Here is a 24,237-nt window from a genome sequence, read left to right on the forward strand (position 1 = left end):
AGAAACTTTTTAATAGTGTATAATAGCAAAACTTCTAAATACCTAAACATTTCAGAAAGAAAAGTCTTGTTGAGATTTTTTGATATGCTAAGTGTGCTTGTCGGAATGTACGCTATTTCGTCTTTTCTGAATGTAAATTATATTACGTTTGATAATGAGATGTCTTTAAAATGGGGACTGACTTTTATTTTATATTTCATTCTTTTCGGAAATATTTTTGAACTTTATAATTTAAAAGTTTCAGCAAGTAGGTATTTAGTTTTTCAAAGTATTTTGATTACCTGTTTTGCGACTATCATATTTTATGTTTTTACACCAATTTTAACACCATCTCTGCCAAAAAACAGGATTGAAATTCTATACCTTTTTTTAGGAATTGTTATCCCGTTAACTTATTGGAGGCTCATCTATAGTACTTTTATATACAGTCCAAAGTTTTTAAAGAATATTTTGATTATTGGTAGTTCTGAAAAAGTTGAGAACATTCTGAATATTGTTAAAAAGAAGAATTTTCAAATAAATGTGGTTAATTATATTTCGGATGCTCCCGTTGCCTTATTGGATACTAATAAATATCATCAATTAGGAAAGGCAAATTTATTAGATATAATGGAGCTGAACTCTGTTGATGAAATTGTTGTTTCAACATCATCTTTGGGCATTAAGCCAAATTCTAAATTAAATCAAGAATTAGTTTATTTATTTGAACATGGTGTAAATATTAAAAGTGTAGGGAATCTATATGAAGAAATCACAGAAAGTGTAGCGAAAGAAAACTTGAATAAGGAGTTTTATAAATACATCTCGTTTAGTAAAAATCATGAAAACACGTTTTACCTTTTGTTTATGCGAGTTTTTGATATTATGGTTTCATTAGTGGGATTGACAAGTTTGATGTTTTATATCCCGTTTGTGTTTATCGGTAATTTATTCGGGAGCAGAGGACCTTTGTTTTATAAACAAGTTAGAGTAGGTTTGAATGGAGAACATTTTAATATTTACAAGTTTCGATCTATGATTGTTAATGCCGAAACAAACAAAGCAATTTGGGCAGAGAAAAATGATAAGAGAATTACTTCTTTTGGTAAATTTATCAGGAAAACTAGAATCGATGAAATTCCTCAGTTTTGGAATATTCTTATTGGAGAGATGAGTCTAATAGGACCAAGACCAGAAAGACCTGAGTTTGTGAAAAGTTTGAAAGAGGAACTACCTTTCTATGCAATCAGACACGTTATTCGGCCCGGTTTAACAGGTTGGGCACAAGTAATGTATCCATATGCAAACACAACTAAAGAACAGGAAATTAAATTAAGATATGATTTATATTACATTAAATCGAGAGGGGTATTTATGGATTTTAAAATTCTTATAAAAACCATTAGTACAGTTGTTAAACTGAAAGGACAGTAGGTTGGTATTAATAAACGTTCTGTATACAATTGTTTACAATTTGTTAACTTTTGCTCTATTGAATTTGTGTTTTGTACCTTTATAAAATGCACAAAATATCGAAGTTCATTTTATTCACTGTTTTGAGATGGAAAATTGTTGGAGATTTTCCTAAACAGGTCAAACAATATGTTGTTATCGCTGCTCCGCATACTAGTTGGATGGACGTACCTCTTGGGATATTGATTCGATCAATCAAGAAAACTAAAATTAACTTCATAGGTAAAAAAATACTTTTTAAAAATCCACAGGGCTTTTTTTTTAGATGGCTGGGTGGTTTTCCAATTGATAGGTCAAAAAGTAACAATACAGTTGATTTGTTAGTGGAATTGTTTAAAACGAATGAATTTTTTAAACTAGGTATTTCTCCTGAAGGGACAAGAAAAAAAGTAGAGAATTGGAAAACAGGTTATTATTATGTAGCAAAAGGTGCTGACGTGCCTGTGGTAAAAGTAGCTTTAGATTTTAAAAATAAACAGGTTTTAATTGACGAGCCTTACTATTTAACAGAAGATGCTGAGCATGATATGGAAACGATGAGACGTTTTTTTTATGGAGTAAAAGGGCGTTTTGCTAACCTAAGTTAAGAGTTCTAATTTTCCCGAAATTTATCTTCGTTTGGTTTGATTTTAGTAGTACCTTTCCCAAGTTCTTAAGAGTTTATGATTATGAAGAAATTAGCATTGCATTGGAAAATCGTTATTGGAATGGTTTTAGGAATTATTCTAGGTTTTTTTCTATTACAATTTGATGCAGGGCCACAGTTTGCTAAAGATTGGATAGATCCCGTAGGGCGAGTATTTGTCCGAATGTTGAAATTAATTGCCGTACCACTAATCGTAGCATCTTTGATTAAAGGAATATCTGATCTAAAAGATATTTCTAAATTTAAATCTATGGGGGTAAAAACCATCATAGTGTATATTGTAACTACAGTATTTGCTATTAGCATAGGTTTGTCTTCTGTCAATATTTTCAAGCCGGGTGAAGGTATTTCTCAAAATACCATTGTTCATTTGAAAAATACGTACGCTTCTAGTTCAAAAATCCAAGAACGTATTTCGGAAGCTGAGAATCAACAGAACCAAGGACCGCTTCAATTTTTAGTAGATATGGTTCCAGATAATGCAATTAAGGCGATGAGTAACAATAAAATGATGCTTCAAGTCATTTTTTTTACAATTTGTATAGGGATAAGTATGTTGCTTATTCCAGAAAAGGAAGCAGAACCGTTAAAGAAGTTTTTTGATTCTTTAAACTCTGTAGTGCTTAAAATGGTCGATTTAATTATGTTGTTGGCACCTATTGCTGTATTGTCTTTGTTAACTACAGTGATTGTTAGCACCAATGATGTAAATATTTTAATAGCTCTAATGAAATACGCTGGAGTTGTGGTATTTGGTTTGGTGTTAATGATTTGTCTATATCTTGTTTTTATCTCAGTATATACAAAAAAATCACCTATTTGGTTTTTAAAACAAATCTCTCCTGCACAACTTTTAGCTTTTTCTACAAGCTCTAGTGCGGCAACATTACCTGTTACTATGGAAAGGGTAGAGGAGCATATTGGAGTTGATAAAGAAGTTTCAAGTTTTGTATTGCCAGTTGGAGCCACTATAAATATGGATGGAACAAGTTTATATCAAGCAGTTGCTGCGGTGTTTATTATGCAAGTCTTATGGCCAGAAGGTTTGGGCTTTACCAATCAATTGATAATAATAATAACTGCATTGTTAGCTTCCATTGGTTCTGCTGCTGTACCTGGTGCAGGTATGGTAATGTTGGTAATTGTGTTAGATGCTATTGGATTCCCTAAAGATATGCTTCCCATTGGATTGGCACTTATTTTTGCGGTAGACAGACCTCTAGATATGCTTAGAACAACAGTTAATGTAACGGGGGATGCTTGTGTTGCTATGTTGATCGCAAAGTCGGAAGGAAAATTAGGCAAACCAAAAGTGAAAAATTGGGATGATAACTATCCTGCTAACAAATCAAGATAAAAATTTTGCTCTTTGTTCTTCGGAAGGAATTTTACAAGTATCGTATTTTCCAAACCATTTGTATCGGCGTTTTGCAATAAAATCATATACTGAATCTCTAATTACTTTCGGGATAATAAAAAAGATACTTGACAAATACCAAAGACCACTTAATTTTGTAGCAATTTTTAGAGCAGCAGAAGATTTAGTGTATACCTTGTCACTAGTAACTAATAGAATGCTATCGATGTTCTGAATTTTAAGATCTTGTTTTTTTATAAATTCTTGACCAGATTCAGATTGTAGAGAGGCATACAGAAACTCATTACTAGGGTCCCGTTTTATTACAAATTGAACCGAATGATCACAAAAATTGCAAAGTCCATCAAACAAAATGATGGACTTTGTATTTCTTATGGATTCTATGGATTCTATTGTTTTCAAATATTTATTTTAGAAACAATCAATTATTTGCAAAGCAACTTGTAATGCCTCGGCTCCTTGACCTAATGAAACTACTGGAGTAGTGTTTGTTGCAATCGCCTTGGCGAATGATTCTAATTCATCCAAAATAGCATTGTTTGGTTCTACAGTCGGGTTTTCAAAGTAAATTTGTTTTTTAACCCCTTCTGCGTTTTGTAATATCATTGCAAATTCATCTGGGTTTTCAGGAGCGTCATTCATTTTAACCAACTCACTTTTCTTATCTAAAAAATCAACTGATATATACGCGTCTTTTTGAAAAAACCTAGATTTTCTCATGTTTTTTAAAGAAATTCTACTAGCAGTAAGGTTAGCAACACATCCGTTTTCAAATTCGATTCTTGCATTTGCAATATCTGGTGTTTGGGAGATTACAGAAATTCCACTTGCATTGATATTTTTGACTTTAGAGTTGACAACACTTAGTATGATATCAATGTCATGAATCATTAAATCTAAAACTACAGGAACGTCTGTACCACGCGGATTGAATTCAGCCAAACGATGTGTTTCAATAAACATAGGATTTTGAATAGAGTCTTTTACAGCAGTAAATGCCGGATTAAAACGTTCTACATGTCCCACCTGACCACGAACATTATGCTCTTTTGCAAGAGACCTTAATTCTTCTGCCTCTTCATAAGTTTTTGTTATTGGTTTTTCAATAAATATATGTTTGCCACTTTTTAGGGCTTGTTTGGCGCATTCAAAATGAGATAATGTTGGTGTTACAATATCAACAACATCAACTTCTTTTAATAAAGCTTCAATGGTATCAAAAGCTTTGTATCCAAATTCTTGTGCAACCGCTTCAGCATTTTCTTTAATAGGATCATAAAAACCAACTAATTCATATTTGTCAGATTGTTGTAATAATCTCAAATGAATTTTTCCAAGATGGCCAGCACCTAATACTCCTGCTTTTAACATATTTTTCGTGTCTTTTATTAAATGTGAACGTTTTTAACTTGTATATTGATAATTCACAATGACTTATTTAAAATTCTACAAATAACCGATGATTTCTACGGCTAATTTTAAACAAAAATAAAAATCTTTAGGGATTAATTACTAATTTTATCCTCTTAAATAAAAACATTTCGTGAAGGATACGCTCAAACATCAAGGACTTAGAAATCAACTAGCTAAAGTAGTACAATCAAAAGGGATATATGCAAAAAATGTATTGGATGCCATGGCCAAAATACCTAGACATTTATTTTTAGACTCTAGTTTTGAAAGTTTTGCGTATCAAGATAAAGCATTTCCAATTTTAGCTGATCAAACTATATCTCAGCCTTATACAGTGGCATTCCAAACACAATTGTTAGAAATTGAACCAGGGCAAAAGGTTTTAGAGATAGGTACAGGTTCTGGGTATCAAACAGCAATGTTACTTGAGTTAAAGGCGGAAGTTTATACAATTGAACGTCAAAATGAGCTTTTTAAGAAGACAAAAATGTTTTTACCCAAATTGGGATATCGACCTAAATACATGTCATTTGGAGATGGGTATAAAGGTTTACCCGAATATGCTCCGTTTGATAAAATCATTGTTACAGCAGGTGCACCATTTGTACCGAAAGCTTTATTAGCACAATTAAAAATAGGAGGAATATTAGTAATTCCAGTGGGAGATACCACTCAAATAATGCATTTATATAAAAGAACAGGAGTGAAATCTTTTGAAAAAGAAGAATTGGGAGAGTGTAAGTTTGTTCCTATGCTTGAAAAAAAGAATTAAAATGAAATCGAACAAAGTCGCTAGTCTTGTTTATATTTAAAAAAAAATAGAAAAAAGATGCTTGAAAAAAACAATAAGAGATTAATAAATGCTTGGGCATCTTTTGATTGGGCGAATTCAGTGTACAATTTAATTATTACCACTGCAATTTTTCCTGTTTACTTCTTAGGAACAACTGAGGACTTTTTTAATGGAGATGAAATTCTGTTTTTTGGTTTGAAAATATCCAATTCAGTATTATATTCTTATGCAATTTCATTTTCGTTTTTAATAATTGTATTTATTTCACCTATTCTTTCAGGTATTGCTGACTATTCTGGTAGAAAAAAAAGATTCATGAAGTTTTTTACTTATTTGGGTTCGTTTGCTTGTATTGGATTGTATTTTTTTACAGGAGAAAATGTAGAATATGGAATTCTTTGTGCCATATTAGGAAGTATTGGATTTGCTGGTTCATTGGTGTTTTACAATAGCTTTTTACCAGAAGTAGCCACAGTAGATAAAATGGATGCTGTTAGTGCAAAAGGTTTTTCGATGGGATACATTGGATCTGTAATATTGTTAGTAGTAAACTTGGTTTTGTTCCAGTCATATGAATCTTTTGGTTTTGAATCTGGTTTATTGGCAACTCGATTTGGATTTGTTTTGGTGGGGGTTTGGTGGCTTGGATTTTCTCAGATAGCCTTTTATTATTTAAAGGACAAGGAAAATAAAAATCCTATAAATAGAAAAATTCTTGGTAAAGGAAAGGATCAGATTTTAGATGTGTTGCATAAAGTAAAAGTCATGCCTAACATGAACTTTTATTTACTGTCATTTTTTATATTTAGCATGGGAGTTCAAACCGTAATGTTGTTAGCTCCGTTATTTGCAAATAAGGAAATTGGTATGGGATCGGATGAAATGATTCTTGTGGTTTTAATCATTCAAATTGTTGCTATTGGAGGTAGTTACTTTTTTGCATGGTTATCTCGTAAAAAAGGCAATGGTTTTTCTATCAGCACGGCCTTGATTATTTGGGGAGCGATTTGTATTGCAGGTTATTTCCTAAACTCAAAAATTCCTTTTTATGCTATGGCTATGTTTTTAGGCTTTGTGATGGGAGGAATTCAGTCAATTTCTAGGTCAACATATTCAAAATTAATCCCAGAAAAGACTAGAAATCATGCGTCTTTTTTTAGTTTTTATGATATTACAGAAAAGTTAGGAATTGTAATCGGTACTTTTTCCTATGGTTTAATAGATCAATTGACAGGGAGCATGCGGGTTAGTATGCTTTGTATGACCTTGTTTTTTGTGATAGGATTTGTAATTTTACAAAAAGCAAAGTTGAATACTTTAAAGAATTAATTATATGTATTTATCAAAACTGCATCCTTATAGGTTTGAAATATTTTTTCTGAGTCAGTTTTTTATTTTGTTCGGATCAATTTTTGTTTCGAATTCGTTTTATGATTTGTGGTTATTACCTGCCATGTTTTTTATAAACATTTTTGCAGGTTTAATTATGATGTCAAAGAAGCATTTAAAATTTATTGTTTTTCTTGTCTTAATTGGAATCAGCGGGTTTTTGTTGGTGTATCGACTTTTAACAAATAAATATGAAGATGAGATTGTTTTTCTTAGAATGGCAATAAATTTTGTGTTTTATCTTTTTGTTACTTATGAGATTGTTCAGCAGGTTTGGGATTCTAAAAAAATATCTTCTAATGTTATTTTTGGTTTAATCAGCGGCTATATTTCTATAGGTTTGATAGGTTATTTTTTATGTATGACGATAGAATTAGCCGCTCCTGGTTCGTTTAACGCTTCTTTTGAAGGTGCGTTTTCTAGAGATACTTTTAATGATGAGTTTATGTATTTCAGTTACATAACTTTATTGTCTATTGGGTATGGGGATATAACACCTGCTTCGGCACTTGCGCAAAAAGTTAGTATTCTCATTGGTTTGATTGGGCAAATGTATAATGTTATAATCACGGCAATTGTGGTTGGAAAATATATAAATCAATTAAACCACTCAAAAAAGAAAAATTAATTAGTTATTTGATAATTTATTGGCTCGATTTATGATACTAAAAAACCTAAGATGAGCTTGTTTTATCTCGATCAAATTGCATATATTGTGCACTACAAATAAGGTATTAACTTATTTTATAAACCGTATAAAAATAAAATTTATGAAAACAATAGTGAAAATTTCAAGTATTCTTTTGATTCTTGTCTCTATGGTAAGTTGTTCAACTGTAAAAGTATCAGATGCTTGGAAAGATTCTAGGATTCAAAATATCGATGGAGGAAAGGTGTTAATCGTGTTCAAATCAAAGGATAATGTTGCTAGACAGCGTTTTGAGAAAGATATGGCAGCACAATTTAAGGCTAGAGGGCCGGAGTTTGAAGTGTTACCGAGTTATGTGAATTTCCCAGATGCTGATCCAGATGAAAAACACACTCCTGAAGAGGTAAACCAAATACGTGAAAAATTAAGTAGTATGGGAGTTAATATTGCGATCATTACTACTGTTAAATCGGTAAAAGAATCTGTGGTTACTAATGTTACAGAAGATCCAACAGCTTATCCGTATTATGGTTATGGAGGATATGGAGGTTATGGATATTATTCAGGTCGATATAGAACAGGGTACTATCATAATATGAATATGGGATATGTTGGAGGAGGAAGCTCAACAGCAATTACTTCTACCGAGAAAGAATTTGTGGTAGAAACGTTATTGTATGATTTATCATTACCAGAATCAGAACAATTATTAGCGGTTGTGACTTCATTAGTTGATAATCCTAAAAGTTTAGTAACTACTTCTGATGATTTTGCAAAGGCAGTTGTGAAGCAGTTGTTTAAGAAATAATATTTCTGAAAAGAATAGAAAGCCATTAATCTTAGGATTTAATGGCTTTTTTTATGCGTTTTTGTGACTAGAATAACGTTATAATTTTTTAAAATTTAATTACTTTAGCAGTTGAGGAGAATATAATTCTATCATTTAAACTTAACCCTCAAATTATAATATTACTATGAAAAAAATTGTTTTTTTACTTGCGTTTATTTCTTTTAAAATTTCAGCACAAGATTTATCCAAATTGTATGAAAAGGTAAGTAGCTCTGTGGTTTATATCAATATAGAGAGTTTTGATTATTCTGATGTTCTTTTTAGTCAACAAGTAAGAAAAGAGGAGTCTTTAGGCTCTGGAGTTTTAATAGGTGAAGAAGGTTTGATATGGACCGCAGCTCATGTAATTCAGGCTTCAGAAAAAATTACTGTCGAATTTACTGATGGTGATGTTTATGAGGCAGAAGTGATATCCTCTGATACCAATGCGGATGTTGCGTTAATTAAAGTAAAAGATTCTTTTCAGTTAAAAGAAAAAGATATCGCAAAAATAGGTGATTCTGATAAAGTTAAAATAGGTGACAATGTATTTATTATAGGGGCACCACATGGTTTTAAACAATCTTTATCTAAAGGGATTATTAGTGGAAAGTATTCTCCAGAAAATTTAAGTAATAGATTTGAAAAAGTTGATTTCTTTCAAACCGATGCTTCCATTAATCCTGGAAACTCTGGTGGTCCAATGTTTAATATGAAAGGTGAAATTGTAGGTATCGCAAGTCGAATATACACCGTTTCTGGCGGGTTCGATGGAATTGGGTTTGCTGTGACTTCAAACGTTGCTAAAAAGGTATTAGCAAATAGAGAAAATTGGTCTGGTATTGAATCTATGGTGCTTTCCCCTGAAATTGCAGCTTTGTTAAATGTACCACAACAAGGAGGGATTTTGATAACAAAAGTTTCGACACAAGGTAAAGCCGGTAAACTTGGTTTAATAGGAGGTTTTGTACCTGTTACCATTGCCGGACAAGATATTTTACTAGGTGGAGATATTATTTTAGAAATTGCAGGTGTGAAAATTTTAGATCCATCTTCGCTTGAATTAGTGCAAGAGAGATTAATGAATACCAATGCAGGTGATAAGGTGAGTATTGTTATTTTGAGGCAAGGACAAGTGGTATCAACTACATATGACAAATAGCTCAGTACCCATATTTGACCATTCGCATTAGGTTTTAACCACTTGATAGTGAAATTACATTTTTTGGATGATTTTTGAAATACTTTTAGCCTGTTAAACTAAAAGAAATTATCATGAGAATTGCCAACGATGTGACTAAAAAGGAATTGATTAAAACTGTTTTTATTATAAACTTTGTTTTTGTAATATTGGCTGTACTTGAAAGGGTGTTGTCATAACAAATTTGTATAATTAATTGTAATTCAAAATAGGAATTGGAAACAAAAATTGTAAAACAATCAGAAATACTGTTGATATCATTTTTGGTGAGTTTATTACAAAACTCTCCGAGATTGTTAGAATTAATTGGCTTTTTAAAGTATACAAAAGATTCATACATAACACCACCAACAACTATTGATGTGTTGTTTAGAATGTCATTTTTATTTGTGTTTTCCTATGTTGTATTGCAATACAACACAAACTTAGATACTTATTTTAAAAAGTATGGGAAATATATTTTTATTGCTTCTTCTATAGTTGTCAACGGAATAATTTTATATATATTTTCTGAATTTTACTTTGACCTTTATGATGATGTTACGGGACATGATCTCTATGTTAGAGATGAAAAATTATTACTTTTTATCCTTGTAATATTAATGTTGGGGCTAATCGCTTTGGCAAAAAATTTAATTTACAAAGCCAGGAGGCAAGCGGATATACAAGAAAAAGAAAGACTTGCCAAGCAGAATTTACAAAATGAACTTGCTGCTTTAAAAAATCAAATCAATCCTCATTTTTTGTTCAATTCCTTGAACTCTTTGAACTCCCTGATTAGAGATAATAAAGAAGCAACAAATTTTGTGAATCAACTTTCCTATATGTATCGCTATATTTTACAGAGTGGTAATCGAGACTTGGTTGATTTAAAAGAAGAATTGAAGTTTATAGATAGTTACGTGTTTCTCATCAAAACCAGGTATAGAGATAAATTCTCTATTGAATTAGACGTAAAAGATGCGGTTTTGAGTTCTCAGATTCCAGTATTAGCTTTACAATTATTGGTAGAAAATGCCGTGAAGCACAATGAGATTTCTAATAGAAATCCATTGCATGTGAAAATATTTAATGATGATGAGTTTTTAATTATTGAGAATAAAATTCAGCCGAGAAGTACTTTTGTTGATAGTACAGGCCAAGGTTTGGTAAATATTAATAAAAGATATATGCTATTGAAGGAAAAAAGCATAAAAATATCAAATGAAAACAATATCTTTAGAGTCAAAATGCCTTTAAATTAAAAAAAAATGAAAGTTGTAATAGTTGAAGATGAAATCGCTGCAAGTGATAACCTAACTCATATCTTAAAATCTATTAACTCAGAAATTGAAATTTTAACAGTTATAGATTCTGTAGCTGATGCTATTGATTATTTCTCAAACCCTACAGAGGCGGTTTTGGTGTTTATGGATATTCATTTGGCAGATGGAATATCCTTTGAAATATTTGACAAAGTTAAAATAGAAACGCCAATCATTTTCACAACAGCTTATGATCAATATGCAATTCAAGCCTTCAAGGTAAATAGTTTAGATTATTTATTAAAGCCCATTTCAGAAGAGGATATGGCAGCGGCGCTTGATAAGTTTGATAAAAACAGCGCAAATAGTGAAGCCATTGAAGATCAATTAAAAGGTGTTTTGTCACTTTTGCAAGCATCAACCAATAACAATTTTAAGCTGAGTTATTTAATTCAGAAGCGAGATGAACTGATTCCAATTAAAGTTTCAGAAATTGCTTATTTTTATATTGATACAGGAATCGTTAAAGCGGTTACTTTTGAAAAAGAGGAATATACTTTAAATAAGAAACTAGAAACGATAGAGGAAGAATTGGATCCTACAAATTTTTCTAGAGTAAATAGGCAGTACATACTAAATAAAGATTGTATTTATAAGTTAAAGTTTCATTTCAATGGAAAGTTGATTGTAGATGTACATCCTAAAACGGAAGAAAGAATCATCGTTAGTAAATTAAAAGCGAGTGAAATAAAAGCTTGGTTGAATTCCTGATAGATTCTATCTTCTTTTTACTATTTGATTATGGGAATAAAGAATGATAGACGAAATTTCATTAAAAAAAGCATTTTAGGAACTGGAGGGTTATTCATGGCTACAAATATTGTTAGTTGTGAAGATGATTTCCAAGAGGAGCAAGCGATAAATTCTTTTTTAAATGAGGGAAATCAGACCTTTCCCTTAGGAGTTGCCAGTTTTGACCCAACAGGAACGAAGGTAATTATTTGGTGTTTTATAGAAAGCCTTCTGTCAGAAGCTAGATTGGAATGGCAAATATCCTTAGATTCTAGTTTTAATCACATTATTAGATATGGTAGGGTATCAACGAGCGCTTCAGTTGATTATACGATTGCTGTAGAAGTTCAGGACTTAGAAGAAAACCAAACATATTTTTATAGGTTTATAGATATTATTAGTAGATCTGTTTCTATAGTAGGGGAGACACGTACGTTTTCAAATACAAGTGTAGATAGTTTAAAAATTGCTGTTGCTTCTTGTTCTAATTATGAAATAGGGTATTTTAATGTTTATAAAGAAATCGCTCATTCAGAGGTTGATTTAGTGTTGCATCTCGGAGATTACATTTATGAGCAAAAAGCTAATAGTTTTGGTCAAACTGCGAATACGATCGCTCTCGGCAGAAATCATCTTCCTGAAAATGAGCTACTTTACTTAGAGGATTACAGAGCAAGATATCAGCAATATAGATCAGATGAAGATTTAAAGCTCTTACATCAAAAAAAGCCATTTATATGTATTTGGGATGATCATGAAATAGCCAATGATAGTTATAAAAATGGTGCAGGTGCACACCAAGAAACTGAAGGTGATTTTGAACAAAGAAAAAGGGTAGCTTTACAAGCTTATAGTGAGTATCTACCATTTATGTCTTCTGATAATGCCATAGGTTATAGGAGTTTCAAATTTGGCGCATTAGCTAAATTATTAGTTTTAGATACAAGAATAGCAGGTAGAGATAAGCAATTGGAGATGAATGATTATTACAATTTGGATGGTAGTTTAAATCAATCATTATTTCAACAAGATTGGGCAAATGCTTCAAGATCAATTTTAGGAACTACTCAAAAGAATTGGTTGAAGTCTGAAATATCGAATTCTACGGAAGAGTGGCTGGTTGTTGGACAGCAAGTTTTGATGGGTAAAATGTATTATCCTTTAGAATTGGTAGAAAGCCTTAACGCCATTGTTATAGAAAGGAATTCTACTGGTGTAGTTTCAGATCAAAGTATGAATAACTTTGAGTTGCTTTTGTTTGAATTGGTACGTATCAAGTTAAGAATACAAGCATTAGATCCTACATTAACTGAAGAGGGAAGACTACGTGTCACAAATGTTTTTCCCTATAATTTAGACTCTTGGGATGGGTATCCAGCGGAAAGGGAAGAAATTCTTGGTTTATTGGAGGCAAAAAAAACAGTTGTGTTAGCTGGGGATTCACACAATGCTTGGCACAATCAAATTATGAAAAATGGAGGAGGGGGTGTAGTGAATGAGTTTGCTACTGCATCCGTAACATCACCAGGATTTGAAAATATTGTGGACGATTCAGATCAACGACAGAACTTCCAATCTGCAATAACATTGTTATTAGATCAATTAGCGTATTTTAATAGCTCTGACAGAGGATATATGGAGTTATCAATAGAGCAAAATAAGGTAGATACTCAATGGAAAATGGTTGACTCTATATTGACCAAAGAATTTACCACAAATATTGATCACGAAGTGAATCTATAAAAACTTAAAAGATGACTAAGCTATTGTATAATTTGGCTTTTGTTTTTAAGTAGGTATTGATCAGTTGTGCAAACTTTAATTCTGCTTCTATTTGTTTAGATTCTCTAATATTTACATAGAAAATCGAGCTTTCTCCAAGAGTGAATTTTCTTTGCTCTGCTTTGGACAGTGCTCCATAGTCTCTAACCAATACTTTTGAAAATTGAATCTGAGTTTCAAAAGAATTTAATTCTTGTAATAAACCATTTACTTTGTTAGTTATAGAAAGCTCTTGCGTAGACCTTTCATAATTTAGCGCTTCTATTTTTAATTTAGATAACTTTAAATCAGATCGTTCTTTTCTGATAAAAATCGGTACACTTACCTTTATTCCAGCTTTGTAATTATCTAAGCCAAAAGCATTGTCATTCCCTAAAGAACCTGATAAAAAATTATACTCACCTTCTATTGTTGGGAGTAGTTTATTGAACTTAAGTTTTCTATCAATTTCAAGGTTTTCAGTTTTGAAACCTAAGGCTTTTAGTTTTGGGTGTTCACTAATTTCAAATTCGTCTGTTTCAATCTTGGAGGGATTTAAAGCAGTATCCACATTATTTATGGTTAACGTATCAGGTATTATGTTTGAATTTAGTTCAACAGGTACATTATTCTCTAGCCACAGATAATTTGACATTTCTAAAGTAGCCTTTATGTACTTAATGTTAGCCTTTTCAAGGTTTAATTTCCTATTCCCTATGGCAATGTTAGCTTCCAGAGTGTCAACAGCAGCCATTTCACCGGAATAAAAACTTTTTTTTATGGCAACAAATCTAGATTCAGCATTGGTTAAGAAGGACTCATGTATTTTTCTTTCATTATAAAACCGAAGCCAATCAAAATAGCTATTTGCAGCATCGTATAAAATATTATTTACTAATATTTTTTGCTCTTCAATAGCCTGTTTTTGATAGTTTTTGGCTTGTTTAACATCTGCCATTCTTTGGTTCATCAACATGTTACCACCTATAGAAGCCGTAACTCCTAATCCGTATAAACCATCAGTTGGAGTTGTACTTTCAGGGTTTAAATATTCACCATCATTATTTTCATAATTTGCTTTTACGCCTACACCATACCAAACAGGTATTTTGAAGGTCGCATTTAGCTTGTCATAATATTCTTTGCTTTTGAATTGCTTTTTAGCATAATCAACTTCTAATTTGGGGTCAAAAGCTCCTCTTGATTTTAGTCTTTTTATATCACTCTCTGTAACAATCAAATTAGCTTGTTTAACAATAGGGTGAAATGTTTTTACGTAACTTAAAAATTCAGAAAGACTAATAAAATCATTAAATACACCAATAGAATCCACGGGTGTTAATTTATTTAGTGGAACTATAGAGTCATTTTCTTTTATTACCATGTCAGACTCCTTTAATGAAAGAGAGTCATTTGAGATTTGTCCAATCAAAAAGCTTGGTCCTAATAGAAAAAAAAGAATATATTTCTTCATAGTTATTTTTTAGATTTTTCTTTGGATTGCATATCATTTGGTTGGTAATAGTTAGGAGGGAAGCTATTGATTTGCCTCCATAGTTCATACCAAATCGGTACATCTTCCAATAATGCAAAAGTACGTGCTCCTGAACCAATTCTAATCGCATCTGGCCAAGCATGATCTGTAGAATCTGGTGCTAACAACACACGGTATTTCCCGTTTGGACTTATAAAATTTTGTATAGCCACAATTTGTCCACCATAAGTTCCATAAGACTGATTTGGCCATCCACTAAATACAATAGCTGGCCAACCTTCAAACTGAACCCTAACTTTTTCCCCAACATGAAGGAGCGGTAGGTCATTTGGTTTTACAAAAGTTTCCACTGCCAATTCGTACGACGCAGGCATAATCCCTAAAAGTTCTTGCCCTTCCTTAAAGGTTTCCCCAATTCCTCCAATAATAGCTTTATTGATGTAACCATTTTGTGGACTAGTGATATATAGAAGATCATTTCTTTTTTGATAATTGGTAAAACTGTTCTCTAATTTTGATACCTGTACTTGAGTATCGTAATGACTAGATTTAGCGGTGTATAAATCACTTTGAGCTTTAGAAATTTTATCAATGTAAGTGTTTTCTATCTGTGATACATCCACCTGAGCATTGATGATGTTATTTAAACTAGTAAGTAGTTTATTTTCTTGCGCAATTAATTTGGCATTAGATTCTTGTAGTTTTAGATTTTTTTCTTCCACATCTTTGATAGCCTTCAAGCCGTCTTCCGCAAGAATTACAGTACGATCATACTGACGTTTTGATATTTCTGCGTTTATTTTTGCTGCTTCAAAATCAATACTATCACTTTTAGCCTTTAAATAAGATTGTAACAATTTATTTTTAGCTTGTTTCATTTTTAGCTTTTGCTCTTGTTTTAAGGCAACGATCTGTCTGTTTAAAGCTTCTATTTTAGATTTATAGGCGTCTACTGAAGAACTTTTGGCAGTTATCTGATCGTTAGTTCTTTCAATCAAACGATCGTCAAAATAATCTATTTTAATTTCAGATATTCTAAGGATGGTATCTCCTTTTTCTACATAATCACCTTCTTGTACAAACCACTCTTCAACTCTTCCAGGAATTTGCGATTGTATTGTTTGAGGACGCTGATTCGGTCTTAAAGTAGTTACTATTCCATTGCTTTTTATATTTTGAGTCCATGGCATAAACAAAGTGATGATACCGATAAAAGCGAATATCATGAGAAACCTATTGAAATGCTTGTAGTGTTTTTTATAATATGCAAATTGACCTGATTGATAGGACAATAAATCTATTTTGCTTCGTCCTTTTGTATTTGATATATTGAGCATATTGTTTAATTATTTTAATTTACCTTCTTCTAAAGTGATGATTTCATCAGTGTAGTTCTCCCATAATGGGTTGCTACTTACAACAATTAAAGTCCATGGTTGAGAAGGTTTTGATAAATATTCTACAATTGATTTAGTTTCTTGTTTATTAAATCTATCTAAAGGATCTTCCAAGATAAGTACCTTAGGTTTTTTAGCGATTGCCCTTGCTAAAATTATTTTTTTTGCAATAGTGTATGAAATTTGTTTTCCATCGGGCTGTAATATGGTTTGTAAGCCATTAGGTAGTTCCTTAACATACTGAGTAAGACCAACATGTTTAATTATTTTGAAAACCGTTTCGTCTGATACTTCTTTGATTCCAAAAGTAATATTGTCTTTTAAGCTACCTTCAAACGGAGTCTCCTCTGATAATGATAGTCCTAATTGAGCACGATAGTGATTCAATTGCAAACTTTGAGCAGATACATTGTTGATGTACATATTACCTTCTGTTGGTTCTATAACAGCTGAAATAACACGAAGTAGACTAGATTTACCAGAACCACTTTCTCCTTTAATTAGAATTCTTTTTTTGAAAGGTATTTTTAAATTGATATCCTTTAAAATAGCTTTTTTCCTATTGGAAACCTCGTAAGTAACATTTTCCAATTCAATGTTAAAATCTTCTTTAAAAAGAGGTTTTTCTCCAACTTGTGGCTCTAATTCTTTGTCTACAACTTGACCCAGTTTTTCAATAGAGGTCAATACATCATAAAAAGACTCAAGTCCAAGTATTAATTTCTCTACCGATCCGATGACTAATAGAATAATAATTTCTGCTGCAACGAATTGCCCAATATTCATTTCTTGGTTTAATACTAAGGCCCCTCCAATAACCAATAAACTTGCCGTTATTAGCATTTTAAAACTGATCATTTGGGAGTATTGTATTACCAGTACTCTAAAGTGTTTCTCACGAGACTTTAAATACTTTATTACAAGCTCGTCGTTTTTCTTTAAAGCAATACTAGAATCTCCGGATAATTTAAAACTAACAATAGTTCTAGCAATCTCTTGAATCCAATGGGCTACTTTATATTTATTTTTTGATTCTTCTAAACTTGTTTCCAATCCTCTTTTTGCTGTGAATTTAAAAACGATATACACAAGCATTAATAACAGTAAACCAAACAAAATAAAAAATGGATGATAAAAAGAAAGCAACATTAAGGCAAAAATTATTTGCAATAATGCTGTGGGGACATCTATTAAAATTTTTGAAAGTCCTTTTTGAATGGTTAGGGTGTCAAAAAAGCGATTCGCAAGTTCAGGTGGATAATAGTTCCTTAATTCATTCATTTTTATTTTAGGGAAACGATAACTTAATTCAAAAGCTGCTCTCGTAAAAACACGTTGCTGGATAGTTTCAATAATACGCAATTGCATTAATTGTAGACCTCCATTAAATAATACTCCAATGGTTACTAATACAACCAACACTACCCATGAAGTGGATATTTGAGCACCTTGAATTAGATTTATTATAGCTTGAATTCCTAGAGGAAGTGACAAAGAAACGATTCCTGAAAAAATTGCATAATAGAAAATTTGAAAAATTTCTTTCTTTTCTAGCTTTAATAAACCTATGAATCGTTGCCACGGAGTTAAGTTATTCATAATGAGTTGTAAAATTTACATTTAATTGCAAAGATAATAGTAATACTATCGATAAAAAGTTAATTACTGTTAAAAATATTTAATACATCCATAAACAAAATTTATAGATCCAATAAAAAAAGCATATAAAAGCTTATATTTAAATTAGAGATATAAACACACCTCTATATTTAGTTACAAATATACCATAGTTAGATACTTTTTTTTATATTTTTGATCTAATGAAAAGCCTAATTTTTTTACTTTCTTTTTACCTATTATCATTGTCTTTTATTACATGTAATGATGAAGGATCTATTTGTAACAAGTTAAAAACAGAATTACAATTAGGGGAAGATTCAGATTCTCATACACATTCGGTTCCCAAAGAATCGGATAATTGCTCTCCTTTTTGTTTTTGTGATTGCTGTCAAATGATTATAACTCCGATAGAAATTACCAGTATTGAATTGTCTATAGATGTATTTTTTGAAAATAAAATTTCAACTTTTTGTAACGATACAACACAGGAAGTATTGAGCTCATTATACCATCCACCAATAGTTACTGTTTAAAATTTAGTGGGATTAGTGTGTCTTTTTGGGGCACTCTATTACGATTTTTAACTTAAAACTATTAAAAATGATTAATAAGATCATACAATTTTCCATCCATAACAAGTTTGTTATAGGATTGTTAACGCTAGCTTTGATATTGGGGGGAATATATAGCGCCAGCAAAATCCCTGTAGATGCAGTACCTGACATAACCAATAATCAAGTCCAAATTATAACTCAGGCTCCAAATTTAGGTACTGAGGAGATTGAGCAGTTTGTTACATATCCTATTGAGATAGCGTTAGCAAATCTTCCGGATGTTATAGAGATAAGGTCCATTTCTAGATTTGGTTTATCCGTTGTGACCGTTGTTTTTAATGATCGGTTAGATACCTATTTACCAAGACAATTGGTGTCAGAAAAATTGGGGGAAATAAACTCGCAAATTCCGGAAGGTTTTGGGAAACCTTTTATGGGACCTATTTCTACCGGATTAGGGGAGATTTATCAGTATACATTGGAGGTAGATGATGCGTATAAAGAAGCGTTTACTCCTCAAAAATTAAGAGAAATTCAAGACTGGATTATCAAACGACAGATGGCGATGGTACCCGGAGTCGTAGAGATAAACTCTTTTGGAGGGTATGTCAAACAATATGAAGTTGCGATTGATCCTGAAGAGCTAAATGCTATTGGATTGACCATTAAAGAGGTGTATGTCGCTCTAGAAAAAAACAATCAAAATACGGGAGGAGCTTATATAGAGAAAAACCATCAAGCTAATTTTATAAGAGGTGAGGGCTTGTTGGGGAATATTGAAGATATCAAAAATATTGTGGTAGCCCATAAAAACGATCTCCCAATTTTAGTTAAAGATATTGGAGAGGTAAACTATGGAAATGCCATCCGCTATGGTGCTGTCACAAAGAATGGAAATGGGGAAGCTGTTGGCGGCATGATTATGATGCTCAAAGGGGCCAATACCAATACAGTGATACAGGCTGTTAGCAAAAGGATTCATATGATACAAAAATCTTTACCAAAAGGAGTTCGTATCAAACCGTTTTTAGATAGGTCTAATTTAATTGAAAACACAATAAAAACAGTTCAAAAAAATTTATTGGAAGGGGCGTTGATCGTGCTTTTTATTTTAGTTCTTTTTCTAGGAAATTGGAGAGGCGGAATGATAGTGGCTTCTACAATTCCGTTAGCTTTACTTTTTGCTTTTATGTTGATGTATGCTTTTGATGTTTGGGCGAATTTAATGAGTTTGGGAGCAATTGATTTTGGTATTATTGTAGATGGATCCGTAATTATTGTTGAAAGTACCATTTTCTATCTGCACAAGCATATTTCGTCGCGTAAAAAAATTAGTCAAGACGATAAAAATACAATTACCTTTAAATCCTCCTCTAAAATGATGAATACTGCCTTTTTTGGTCAGTTTATTATTTTAATCGTGTTTTTGCCAATATTGTCACTTGAAGGAATAGAAGGAAAAATGTTTAAGCCAATGGCCTTTACCTTTATTTTTGCAATGATCGGGGCTATGATTCTATGTTTAACCTATGTACCCATGGCAACCGCTTTGTTCATCAAAACTCCTAAGGAAAGTTCACATAGGAATTGGGGAGATCGAGTTGTTTTATGGATTGAGTTGCTTTATGAAAAAGTATTGAATCAAATAATGAGGTACTCAAAAATAGTTATTGGAATAGCATTATCCATGCTATTGGTTAGTGTTTACGTTTTTTCAAACTTGGGCGGTGAATTTATTCCAAAATTAGACGAAGGAGATATAGCATTTCATGTGATATTAAAACCTGGTAGTTCTTTGTCTGAAACAATTAACGCAACAACAAAAGTAGAAAAGATATTGAAAAATCAGTTTCCTGAAGTAGTGGATGTAATTAGTAAAATTGGTGTTGCTGATGTTCCAACAGATCCAATGCCGATGGATTTAGCGGATGTTTTTTTAATACTAAAACCGATTGAGGAATGGTCGTCTGCATATTCTAAACCGGAACTTATAGCAAAAATAAAAAGGGTTTTGCAAGAGCTGCCAGGAATCAATTATGAATTTAGTCAGCCAATAGAAATGCGTTTCAATGAATTGATAACAGGGGTTAGAGAGGATATCGCGATAAAACTTTATGGTGAAGATTTAGGCGTGTTGTCTGCAAAAGGAAAGGAAATAGGGGCTTTGGTCTCTGGTATTGATGGAGTTTCAGATATGAGGGTAGAGGCTACTGCTGGGCAGCCACAAATTACGATTAAGTATGATAGAAAAAAGATTGCTCAATATGGTCTACAAATAAACGAGATGAATAGATTAATTGAAACTGCGTTTGCAGGAGGTGTTGCGGGGGTTGTTTTTGAAGGTGAAAAACGTTTTGACCTTGTAGTTCGTTTGAAAAAAGAGTTGCGTCAAAATGTTCAGGATGTTGAGAATTTATTTGTGAGTTTACCAAATGGAAGTCAGATTCCATTAAAAGAACTAGCGAAAATTAGCTTTAAACCTGGACCTATGCAGATTAGCAGGGACAATACAAATAGACGTATTTATGTAGGGATAAATGTTCGAGGTAGGGATATTAAAACCTTAGTTAAAGAAATTCAATTAAAAATAGAACAAGAAATTAGTTTGCCTGCAGGTTATTATGTTAGATATGGTGGTGCTTTTGAAAATTTAGAAAGAGCTACAAAAAAACTACAAACAGTTGTTCCTATAGCTCTGATTTTAATTTTTGTTTTGATATTTTTTGCGTTAAAATCGTTCAAACAAACAATGATGATTTATATGGCGATTCCTTTGGCAACCATAGGAGGTGTTTTGTCCTTGTATTTTAGAGATATGCCTTTCAGCATCTCTGCAGGTGTTGGGTTTATTGTGCTTTTTGGTGTTGCTGTTTTGAATGGTTTGGTTTTAGTGAGTGGTTTTAATGAGTTGAAAGAAGAAGGTGTTAGCGATTTGGGTATTAGGATAAGAATGGGAACAAAAAGACGAATAAGACCAATATTGTTGACAGCCCTGACAGATATTTTTGGTTTTTTACCAATGGCTTTATCTTCCTCAGCAGGTGCTGAAGTACAACGTCCGTTGGCAACTGTTGTAATCGGAGGACTGATAACATCAACCTTATTAACACTATTTGTGATACCTATTTTGTATAAGTGGGTAGAATCTTTCAATAAAAATAGGAGCTTTGTGGGATCTAATTCTATTTTGGTTATTGTATGTGTTGGATTGCTATTTTCTTCATCTATAGCTTCAGCACAAAAGCCAAGGGTTAATTTAGAACAGGCAATTGAGTTGGCTTGCCAGAATTACCCAGAGTTGATCGCTGCTGATTTGGTGATTGAAAAGGAGAAAGCTATAAAATCTACTGCATGGGATTTTGGGAATACAAGAATTTTTACTGCTGGTGACGAAATTGGTGCCGATGGAAGCGGAACTTATACAACGCTTGGTTTGGGACAATCAAATATTGCATTGTTTTCAATTGCTTCTAAGAATAAATTAGCAAAGGAAAATATTAAACTTGCAGAAACGAATAAAGCTCTAAATTCTATCCAGCTAAAACAAAGAGTTCAGTATGCTTGGATAAAAGTCTATACAAAGAAGAAAATATACGACTCCTATATTGAAATTGATACTGTGTATTCAGGTTTAAAAAATGCTTTGGAAATACGGTATGAGACACAGGCTATTTCAAATTTAGAGTTTCATACAACAATGAACCAGGGTGCGTTGATTAAACTTCAAAAGGACCAATATAAAATGGCTTATGAGATTGCGTTGCAAGAGTTGAATCAATGGCTGTTCTCAGAAGAAAGTTATGAAATTTCAGATATCCCGATCGAAGAGCTAGAATTGCCTCTGAATTTGAACAATAATACAATCATGGAGCATCCGTTAAATATATTATGGGAAAACGAACTTGCTGTAGCTAAGGCAGAGTCAAAAGTATCAAGTTCAAAATACTTACCTACAATATCGGCCCAATATGGATTTCAGAAAATTGCGAATGAAAGTGGATTTAATAGTTATCAAGTAGGAGTACAATTACCACTAATTTTTAACAAAACGAAAGGTGAAACCAAGGCTTCCAAACTAAATATTGCAATATTAGAACAGACTAATAAAATAAAACAATTAAAATTATCGAATAGCTATACCAAAGCATTGGCAAAGTATAAGCAATTAAAAATAAAATGGGAGTATCATAAAAATAATGCGTTGCCGTTGGCAATTCAACAAAGAAATGGTGCAACACTGTCATATGCAGAGGGGAAAATGAGTTATATTGAATTTATACAAACCATGAAAAATGCGGTAGAACTAGAGGTTAGTTCTTGGGAGGTATTCAAAAATTATTATGAGAGTAAGGTAAACGTATCTTATTTTTTAGAAACTAAAATGAAATAATATGAAATTTATAAAAATAATACTGTTTTCTCTGTTACTTATGGGGTGCAAGGAGTTAACGAAAAACAAGGCAGTTGAAGTGTCTAAGGATGGCCAAAATATGGATGGTCAAAAGAAGATTGAAGAGGAACATGATGAAGAACCTCATGAAAATGATTTGCATTTGACTCGAGAACAACTACAAATTTTGGGGATAGAAATAGGAGTCATTCCAAAACGAAATATGAATGGTTTCATTAAAGTTAATGGAAAAATCAGTGTTCCTCCACAAAACGAAGCTGTGATTACCACGAGTATCGGGGCCAACATAGTTAGTATTCAGGTAATAGAGGGGCAAGAGGTTAAAAAAGGTGATATACTTGCTTATGTGGCGCACCCTGATTTGATAAAGCTTCAAACAGAATATTTAAATGTGTACAACCAATTAAATTTTTTAAAACAAGAATTTTTAAGACAAGAAAAACTCTTCAAAGCAAAGGTCGGTTCTGGAAGAGATTATCAACAGGCCAAAGCTAATTATCATAGTTCGCAAGGTTTGGTAAAAGGTTTGGAAAGTCAATTGGGGTTATTGGGGTTAAACGCAGCGTATATCAAAAGAGGAAATATTTATTCTAAAGCACCTTTAAAAAGTACCATTGATGGTTTTATAGAAAAGGTTGCTGTTAAAACCGGACAATATGTAGCACCGCAAACTACTTTGTTTGAAATTATAAATACAGATCACATACATGTAGATCTTATGGTTTTTGAGAGGGATATTTCAAAAGTTAAAAATGGACAAAAAGTGAAGTTTTTAATTAAATCAGTTGGGAATAAAGAGTTTGAAGGTAAGATATTTTCTGTGGGTAAATCCATAGAAGAGGGACCAAAAGCAATGCACGTACATGCTGAAATTAATGATCATCTTGATAATTTAATTCTTGGAATGTATGTGAATGCAAGGATAATAATTGAAGAAAAAGAAGAGCAAGCGCTTCCGGTTGAGGCATTTTTTAGGGATCAAGAAAAATTATTTATATTTTCTGTATCCAAATTGTCAGAGGAAAGGGTAGAATTTGAGCCACTGGAAGTTTTAGAAAAAGAAAATGCAAATGGATATATATCTTTTATTTTTAAAGATAAAACTGTTGAAAATGTTCAAATTGCCAAATCCGGAGCCTATTATTTGATTTCTGAGCTAAAAAAAAGTGAAGCGGGACATCATCATTAACTAAGACTTTTATTAAGTTTGAAG

The 24,237-nt window shown here is 32.1% G+C and carries 19 protein-coding genes; 14 read left to right on the top strand and 5 right to left on the bottom strand.

Features of this window, described 5'->3' with window-relative positions; all coding sequences use genetic code 11:
• Positions 1 to 15: 15 nt before the first annotated feature.
• The 3 genes from AC2DZ0_RS03105 (at position 16) to AC2DZ0_RS03115 (ending at position 3,455) form a co-directional block, all read left to right on the top strand.
• Entirely contained in the window at positions 16 to 1,413 is a 1,398-nt protein-coding gene (locus tag AC2DZ0_RS03105) for a sugar transferase (RefSeq protein ID WP_484643600.1), read from the top strand.
• Positions 1,414 to 1,499: 86 nt separating this feature from the next.
• A complete protein-coding gene (locus tag AC2DZ0_RS03110; RefSeq protein ID WP_484643601.1) occupies positions 1,500 to 2,039 on the top strand; it encodes a 1-acyl-sn-glycerol-3-phosphate acyltransferase in 540 nt (179 codons plus the stop codon).
• An 81-nt stretch (positions 2,040 to 2,120) separates the two neighbouring features.
• Positions 2,121 to 3,455 (top strand): dicarboxylate/amino acid:cation symporter, encoded by a 1,335-nt coding sequence (locus tag AC2DZ0_RS03115; RefSeq protein ID WP_484643603.1) that lies wholly within the window; start codon positions 2,121 to 2,123, stop codon positions 3,453 to 3,455.
• On the opposite strand, the gene AC2DZ0_RS03120 is transcribed toward AC2DZ0_RS03115, so the two are convergent.
• Both AC2DZ0_RS03120 and AC2DZ0_RS03125 read right to left on the bottom strand, forming a co-directional pair.
• On the bottom strand, positions 3,447 to 3,878 hold the full coding sequence (locus AC2DZ0_RS03120; protein ID WP_484643604.1) for a thiol-disulfide oxidoreductase DCC family protein: 432 nt from the start codon (positions 3,876 to 3,878) through the stop codon (positions 3,447 to 3,449). The genes AC2DZ0_RS03115 and AC2DZ0_RS03120 overlap by 9 nt on opposite strands.
• A gap of 9 nt (positions 3,879 to 3,887) precedes the next feature.
• Positions 3,888 to 4,847: a Gfo/Idh/MocA family protein gene (locus tag AC2DZ0_RS03125; RefSeq protein ID WP_484643605.1), complete on the bottom strand. Its 960-nt coding sequence runs from the start codon at positions 4,845 to 4,847 to the stop codon at positions 3,888 to 3,890.
• 172 nt (positions 4,848 to 5,019) lie between these two features.
• On the opposite strand from AC2DZ0_RS03125, the gene AC2DZ0_RS03130 reads away from it, so the two are divergent.
• The 8 genes from AC2DZ0_RS03130 to AC2DZ0_RS03165 all read left to right on the top strand — a co-directional run bounded on the left by AC2DZ0_RS03130 (position 5,020) and on the right by AC2DZ0_RS03165 (position 13,529).
• On the top strand, positions 5,020 to 5,661 hold the full coding sequence (locus tag AC2DZ0_RS03130; protein WP_484643606.1) for a protein-L-isoaspartate(D-aspartate) O-methyltransferase: 642 nt from the start codon (positions 5,020 to 5,022) through the stop codon (positions 5,659 to 5,661).
• 57 nt (positions 5,662 to 5,718) lie between these two features.
• On the top strand, positions 5,719 to 7,011 hold the full coding sequence (locus AC2DZ0_RS03135; protein ID WP_484643608.1) for an MFS transporter: 1,293 nt from the start codon (positions 5,719 to 5,721) through the stop codon (positions 7,009 to 7,011).
• Positions 7,012 to 7,168: 157 nt separating this feature from the next.
• The gene (locus AC2DZ0_RS03140; protein ID WP_484643609.1) at positions 7,169 to 7,699 is read left to right on the top strand and encodes an ion channel; all 531 of its coding nucleotides are present in this window, start codon (positions 7,169 to 7,171) and stop codon (positions 7,697 to 7,699) included.
• Between the two features lie 142 nt (positions 7,700 to 7,841).
• Positions 7,842 to 8,528, top strand: a complete 687-nt coding sequence (locus AC2DZ0_RS03145) for a hypothetical protein (protein WP_484491588.1) — start codon at positions 7,842 to 7,844, stop codon at positions 8,526 to 8,528.
• Positions 8,529 to 8,694: 166 nt separating this feature from the next.
• Complete coding sequence (locus AC2DZ0_RS03150; protein ID WP_484643610.1) at positions 8,695 to 9,711, top strand: S1C family serine protease; 1,017 nt, start codon at positions 8,695 to 8,697, stop codon at positions 9,709 to 9,711.
• A gap of 254 nt (positions 9,712 to 9,965) precedes the next feature.
• Positions 9,966 to 10,994, top strand: a complete 1,029-nt coding sequence (locus AC2DZ0_RS03155; RefSeq protein WP_484643612.1) for a sensor histidine kinase — start codon at positions 9,966 to 9,968, stop codon at positions 10,992 to 10,994.
• A 6-nt stretch (positions 10,995 to 11,000) separates the two neighbouring features.
• On the top strand, positions 11,001 to 11,765 hold the full coding sequence (locus AC2DZ0_RS03160; protein ID WP_484643613.1) for a LytR/AlgR family response regulator transcription factor: 765 nt from the start codon (positions 11,001 to 11,003) through the stop codon (positions 11,763 to 11,765).
• 30 nt (positions 11,766 to 11,795) lie between these two features.
• Positions 11,796 to 13,529 carry an alkaline phosphatase D family protein gene (locus AC2DZ0_RS03165; RefSeq protein ID WP_484643615.1) on the top strand — a complete coding sequence of 578 codons (1,734 nt, stop codon included), beginning with the start codon at positions 11,796 to 11,798 and terminating at the stop codon, positions 13,527 to 13,529.
• A gap of 4 nt (positions 13,530 to 13,533) precedes the next feature.
• Here the strand turns inward: AC2DZ0_RS03165 and AC2DZ0_RS03170 are convergent, their stop codons facing one another.
• The 3 genes from AC2DZ0_RS03170 to AC2DZ0_RS03180 are packed head-to-tail and all read right to left on the bottom strand — an operon-like array spanning position 13,534 to position 18,038.
• Complete coding sequence (locus AC2DZ0_RS03170) at positions 13,534 to 15,021, bottom strand: TolC family protein (RefSeq protein WP_484643616.1); 1,488 nt, start codon at positions 15,019 to 15,021, stop codon at positions 13,534 to 13,536.
• A gap of 2 nt (positions 15,022 to 15,023) precedes the next feature.
• Positions 15,024 to 16,379 (bottom strand): HlyD family secretion protein, encoded by a 1,356-nt coding sequence (locus AC2DZ0_RS03175; RefSeq protein WP_484643618.1) that lies wholly within the window; start codon positions 16,377 to 16,379, stop codon positions 15,024 to 15,026.
• A 9-nt stretch (positions 16,380 to 16,388) separates the two neighbouring features.
• Positions 16,389 to 18,038 carry a peptidase domain-containing ABC transporter gene (locus AC2DZ0_RS03180; protein WP_484643619.1) on the bottom strand — a complete coding sequence of 550 codons (1,650 nt, stop codon included), beginning with the start codon at positions 18,036 to 18,038 and terminating at the stop codon, positions 16,389 to 16,391.
• Between the two features lie 221 nt (positions 18,039 to 18,259).
• Between AC2DZ0_RS03180 and AC2DZ0_RS03185 the strand changes: the two genes are divergently transcribed.
• The 3 genes from AC2DZ0_RS03185 (at position 18,260) to AC2DZ0_RS03195 (ending at position 24,213) form a co-directional block, all read left to right on the top strand.
• A complete protein-coding gene (locus AC2DZ0_RS03185) occupies positions 18,260 to 18,592 on the top strand; it encodes a DUF6660 family protein (RefSeq protein ID WP_484643620.1) in 333 nt (110 codons plus the stop codon).
• A gap of 67 nt (positions 18,593 to 18,659) precedes the next feature.
• Complete coding sequence (locus tag AC2DZ0_RS03190) at positions 18,660 to 23,003, top strand: CusA/CzcA family heavy metal efflux RND transporter (RefSeq protein WP_484643621.1); 4,344 nt, start codon at positions 18,660 to 18,662, stop codon at positions 23,001 to 23,003.
• Between the two features lies 1 nt (position 23,004).
• Entirely contained in the window at positions 23,005 to 24,213 is a 1,209-nt protein-coding gene (locus AC2DZ0_RS03195) for an efflux RND transporter periplasmic adaptor subunit (RefSeq protein ID WP_484643623.1), read from the top strand.
• Positions 24,214 to 24,237: the final 24 nt, after the last annotated feature.

It is taken from the genome of Flavicella sp. IMCC45668, from assembly GCF_057219105.1.

What these genes read in the sequence shown, in the direction of transcription:
- AC2DZ0_RS03160 (WP_484643613.1), top strand. Translation starts at nt 11,001, where the DNA reads ATGAAAGTTGTAATAGTTGAAGATGAAATCGCTGCAAGTGATAACCTA.
- AC2DZ0_RS03110 (WP_484643601.1), top strand. Translation starts at nt 1,500, where the DNA reads ATGCACAAAATATCGAAGTTCATTTTATTCACTGTTTTGAGATGGAAA.
- AC2DZ0_RS03165 (WP_484643615.1), top strand. Translation starts at nt 11,796, where the DNA reads ATGGGAATAAAGAATGATAGACGAAATTTCATTAAAAAAAGCATTTTA.
- AC2DZ0_RS03170 (WP_484643616.1), bottom strand. Translation starts at nt 15,021, where the DNA reads ATGAAGAAATATATTCTTTTTTTTCTATTAGGACCAAGCTTTTTGATT.
- AC2DZ0_RS03190 (WP_484643621.1), top strand. Translation starts at nt 18,660, where the DNA reads ATGATTAATAAGATCATACAATTTTCCATCCATAACAAGTTTGTTATA.
- AC2DZ0_RS03175 (WP_484643618.1), bottom strand. Translation starts at nt 16,379, where the DNA reads ATGCTCAATATATCAAATACAAAAGGACGAAGCAAAATAGATTTATTG.
- AC2DZ0_RS03185 (WP_484643620.1), top strand. Translation starts at nt 18,260, where the DNA reads ATGAAAAGCCTAATTTTTTTACTTTCTTTTTACCTATTATCATTGTCT.
- AC2DZ0_RS03140 (WP_484643609.1), top strand. Translation starts at nt 7,169, where the DNA reads ATGATGTCAAAGAAGCATTTAAAATTTATTGTTTTTCTTGTCTTAATT.
- AC2DZ0_RS03145 (WP_484491588.1), top strand. Translation starts at nt 7,842, where the DNA reads ATGAAAACAATAGTGAAAATTTCAAGTATTCTTTTGATTCTTGTCTCT.
- AC2DZ0_RS03150 (WP_484643610.1), top strand. Translation starts at nt 8,695, where the DNA reads ATGAAAAAAATTGTTTTTTTACTTGCGTTTATTTCTTTTAAAATTTCA.
- AC2DZ0_RS03125 (WP_484643605.1), bottom strand. Translation starts at nt 4,847, where the DNA reads ATGTTAAAAGCAGGAGTATTAGGTGCTGGCCATCTTGGAAAAATTCAT.
- AC2DZ0_RS03115 (WP_484643603.1), top strand. Translation starts at nt 2,121, where the DNA reads ATGAAGAAATTAGCATTGCATTGGAAAATCGTTATTGGAATGGTTTTA.
- AC2DZ0_RS03180 (WP_484643619.1), bottom strand. Translation starts at nt 18,038, where the DNA reads ATGAATAACTTAACTCCGTGGCAACGATTCATAGGTTTATTAAAGCTA.
- AC2DZ0_RS03195 (WP_484643623.1), top strand. Translation starts at nt 23,005, where the DNA reads ATGAAATTTATAAAAATAATACTGTTTTCTCTGTTACTTATGGGGTGC.
- AC2DZ0_RS03135 (WP_484643608.1), top strand. Translation starts at nt 5,719, where the DNA reads ATGCTTGAAAAAAACAATAAGAGATTAATAAATGCTTGGGCATCTTTT.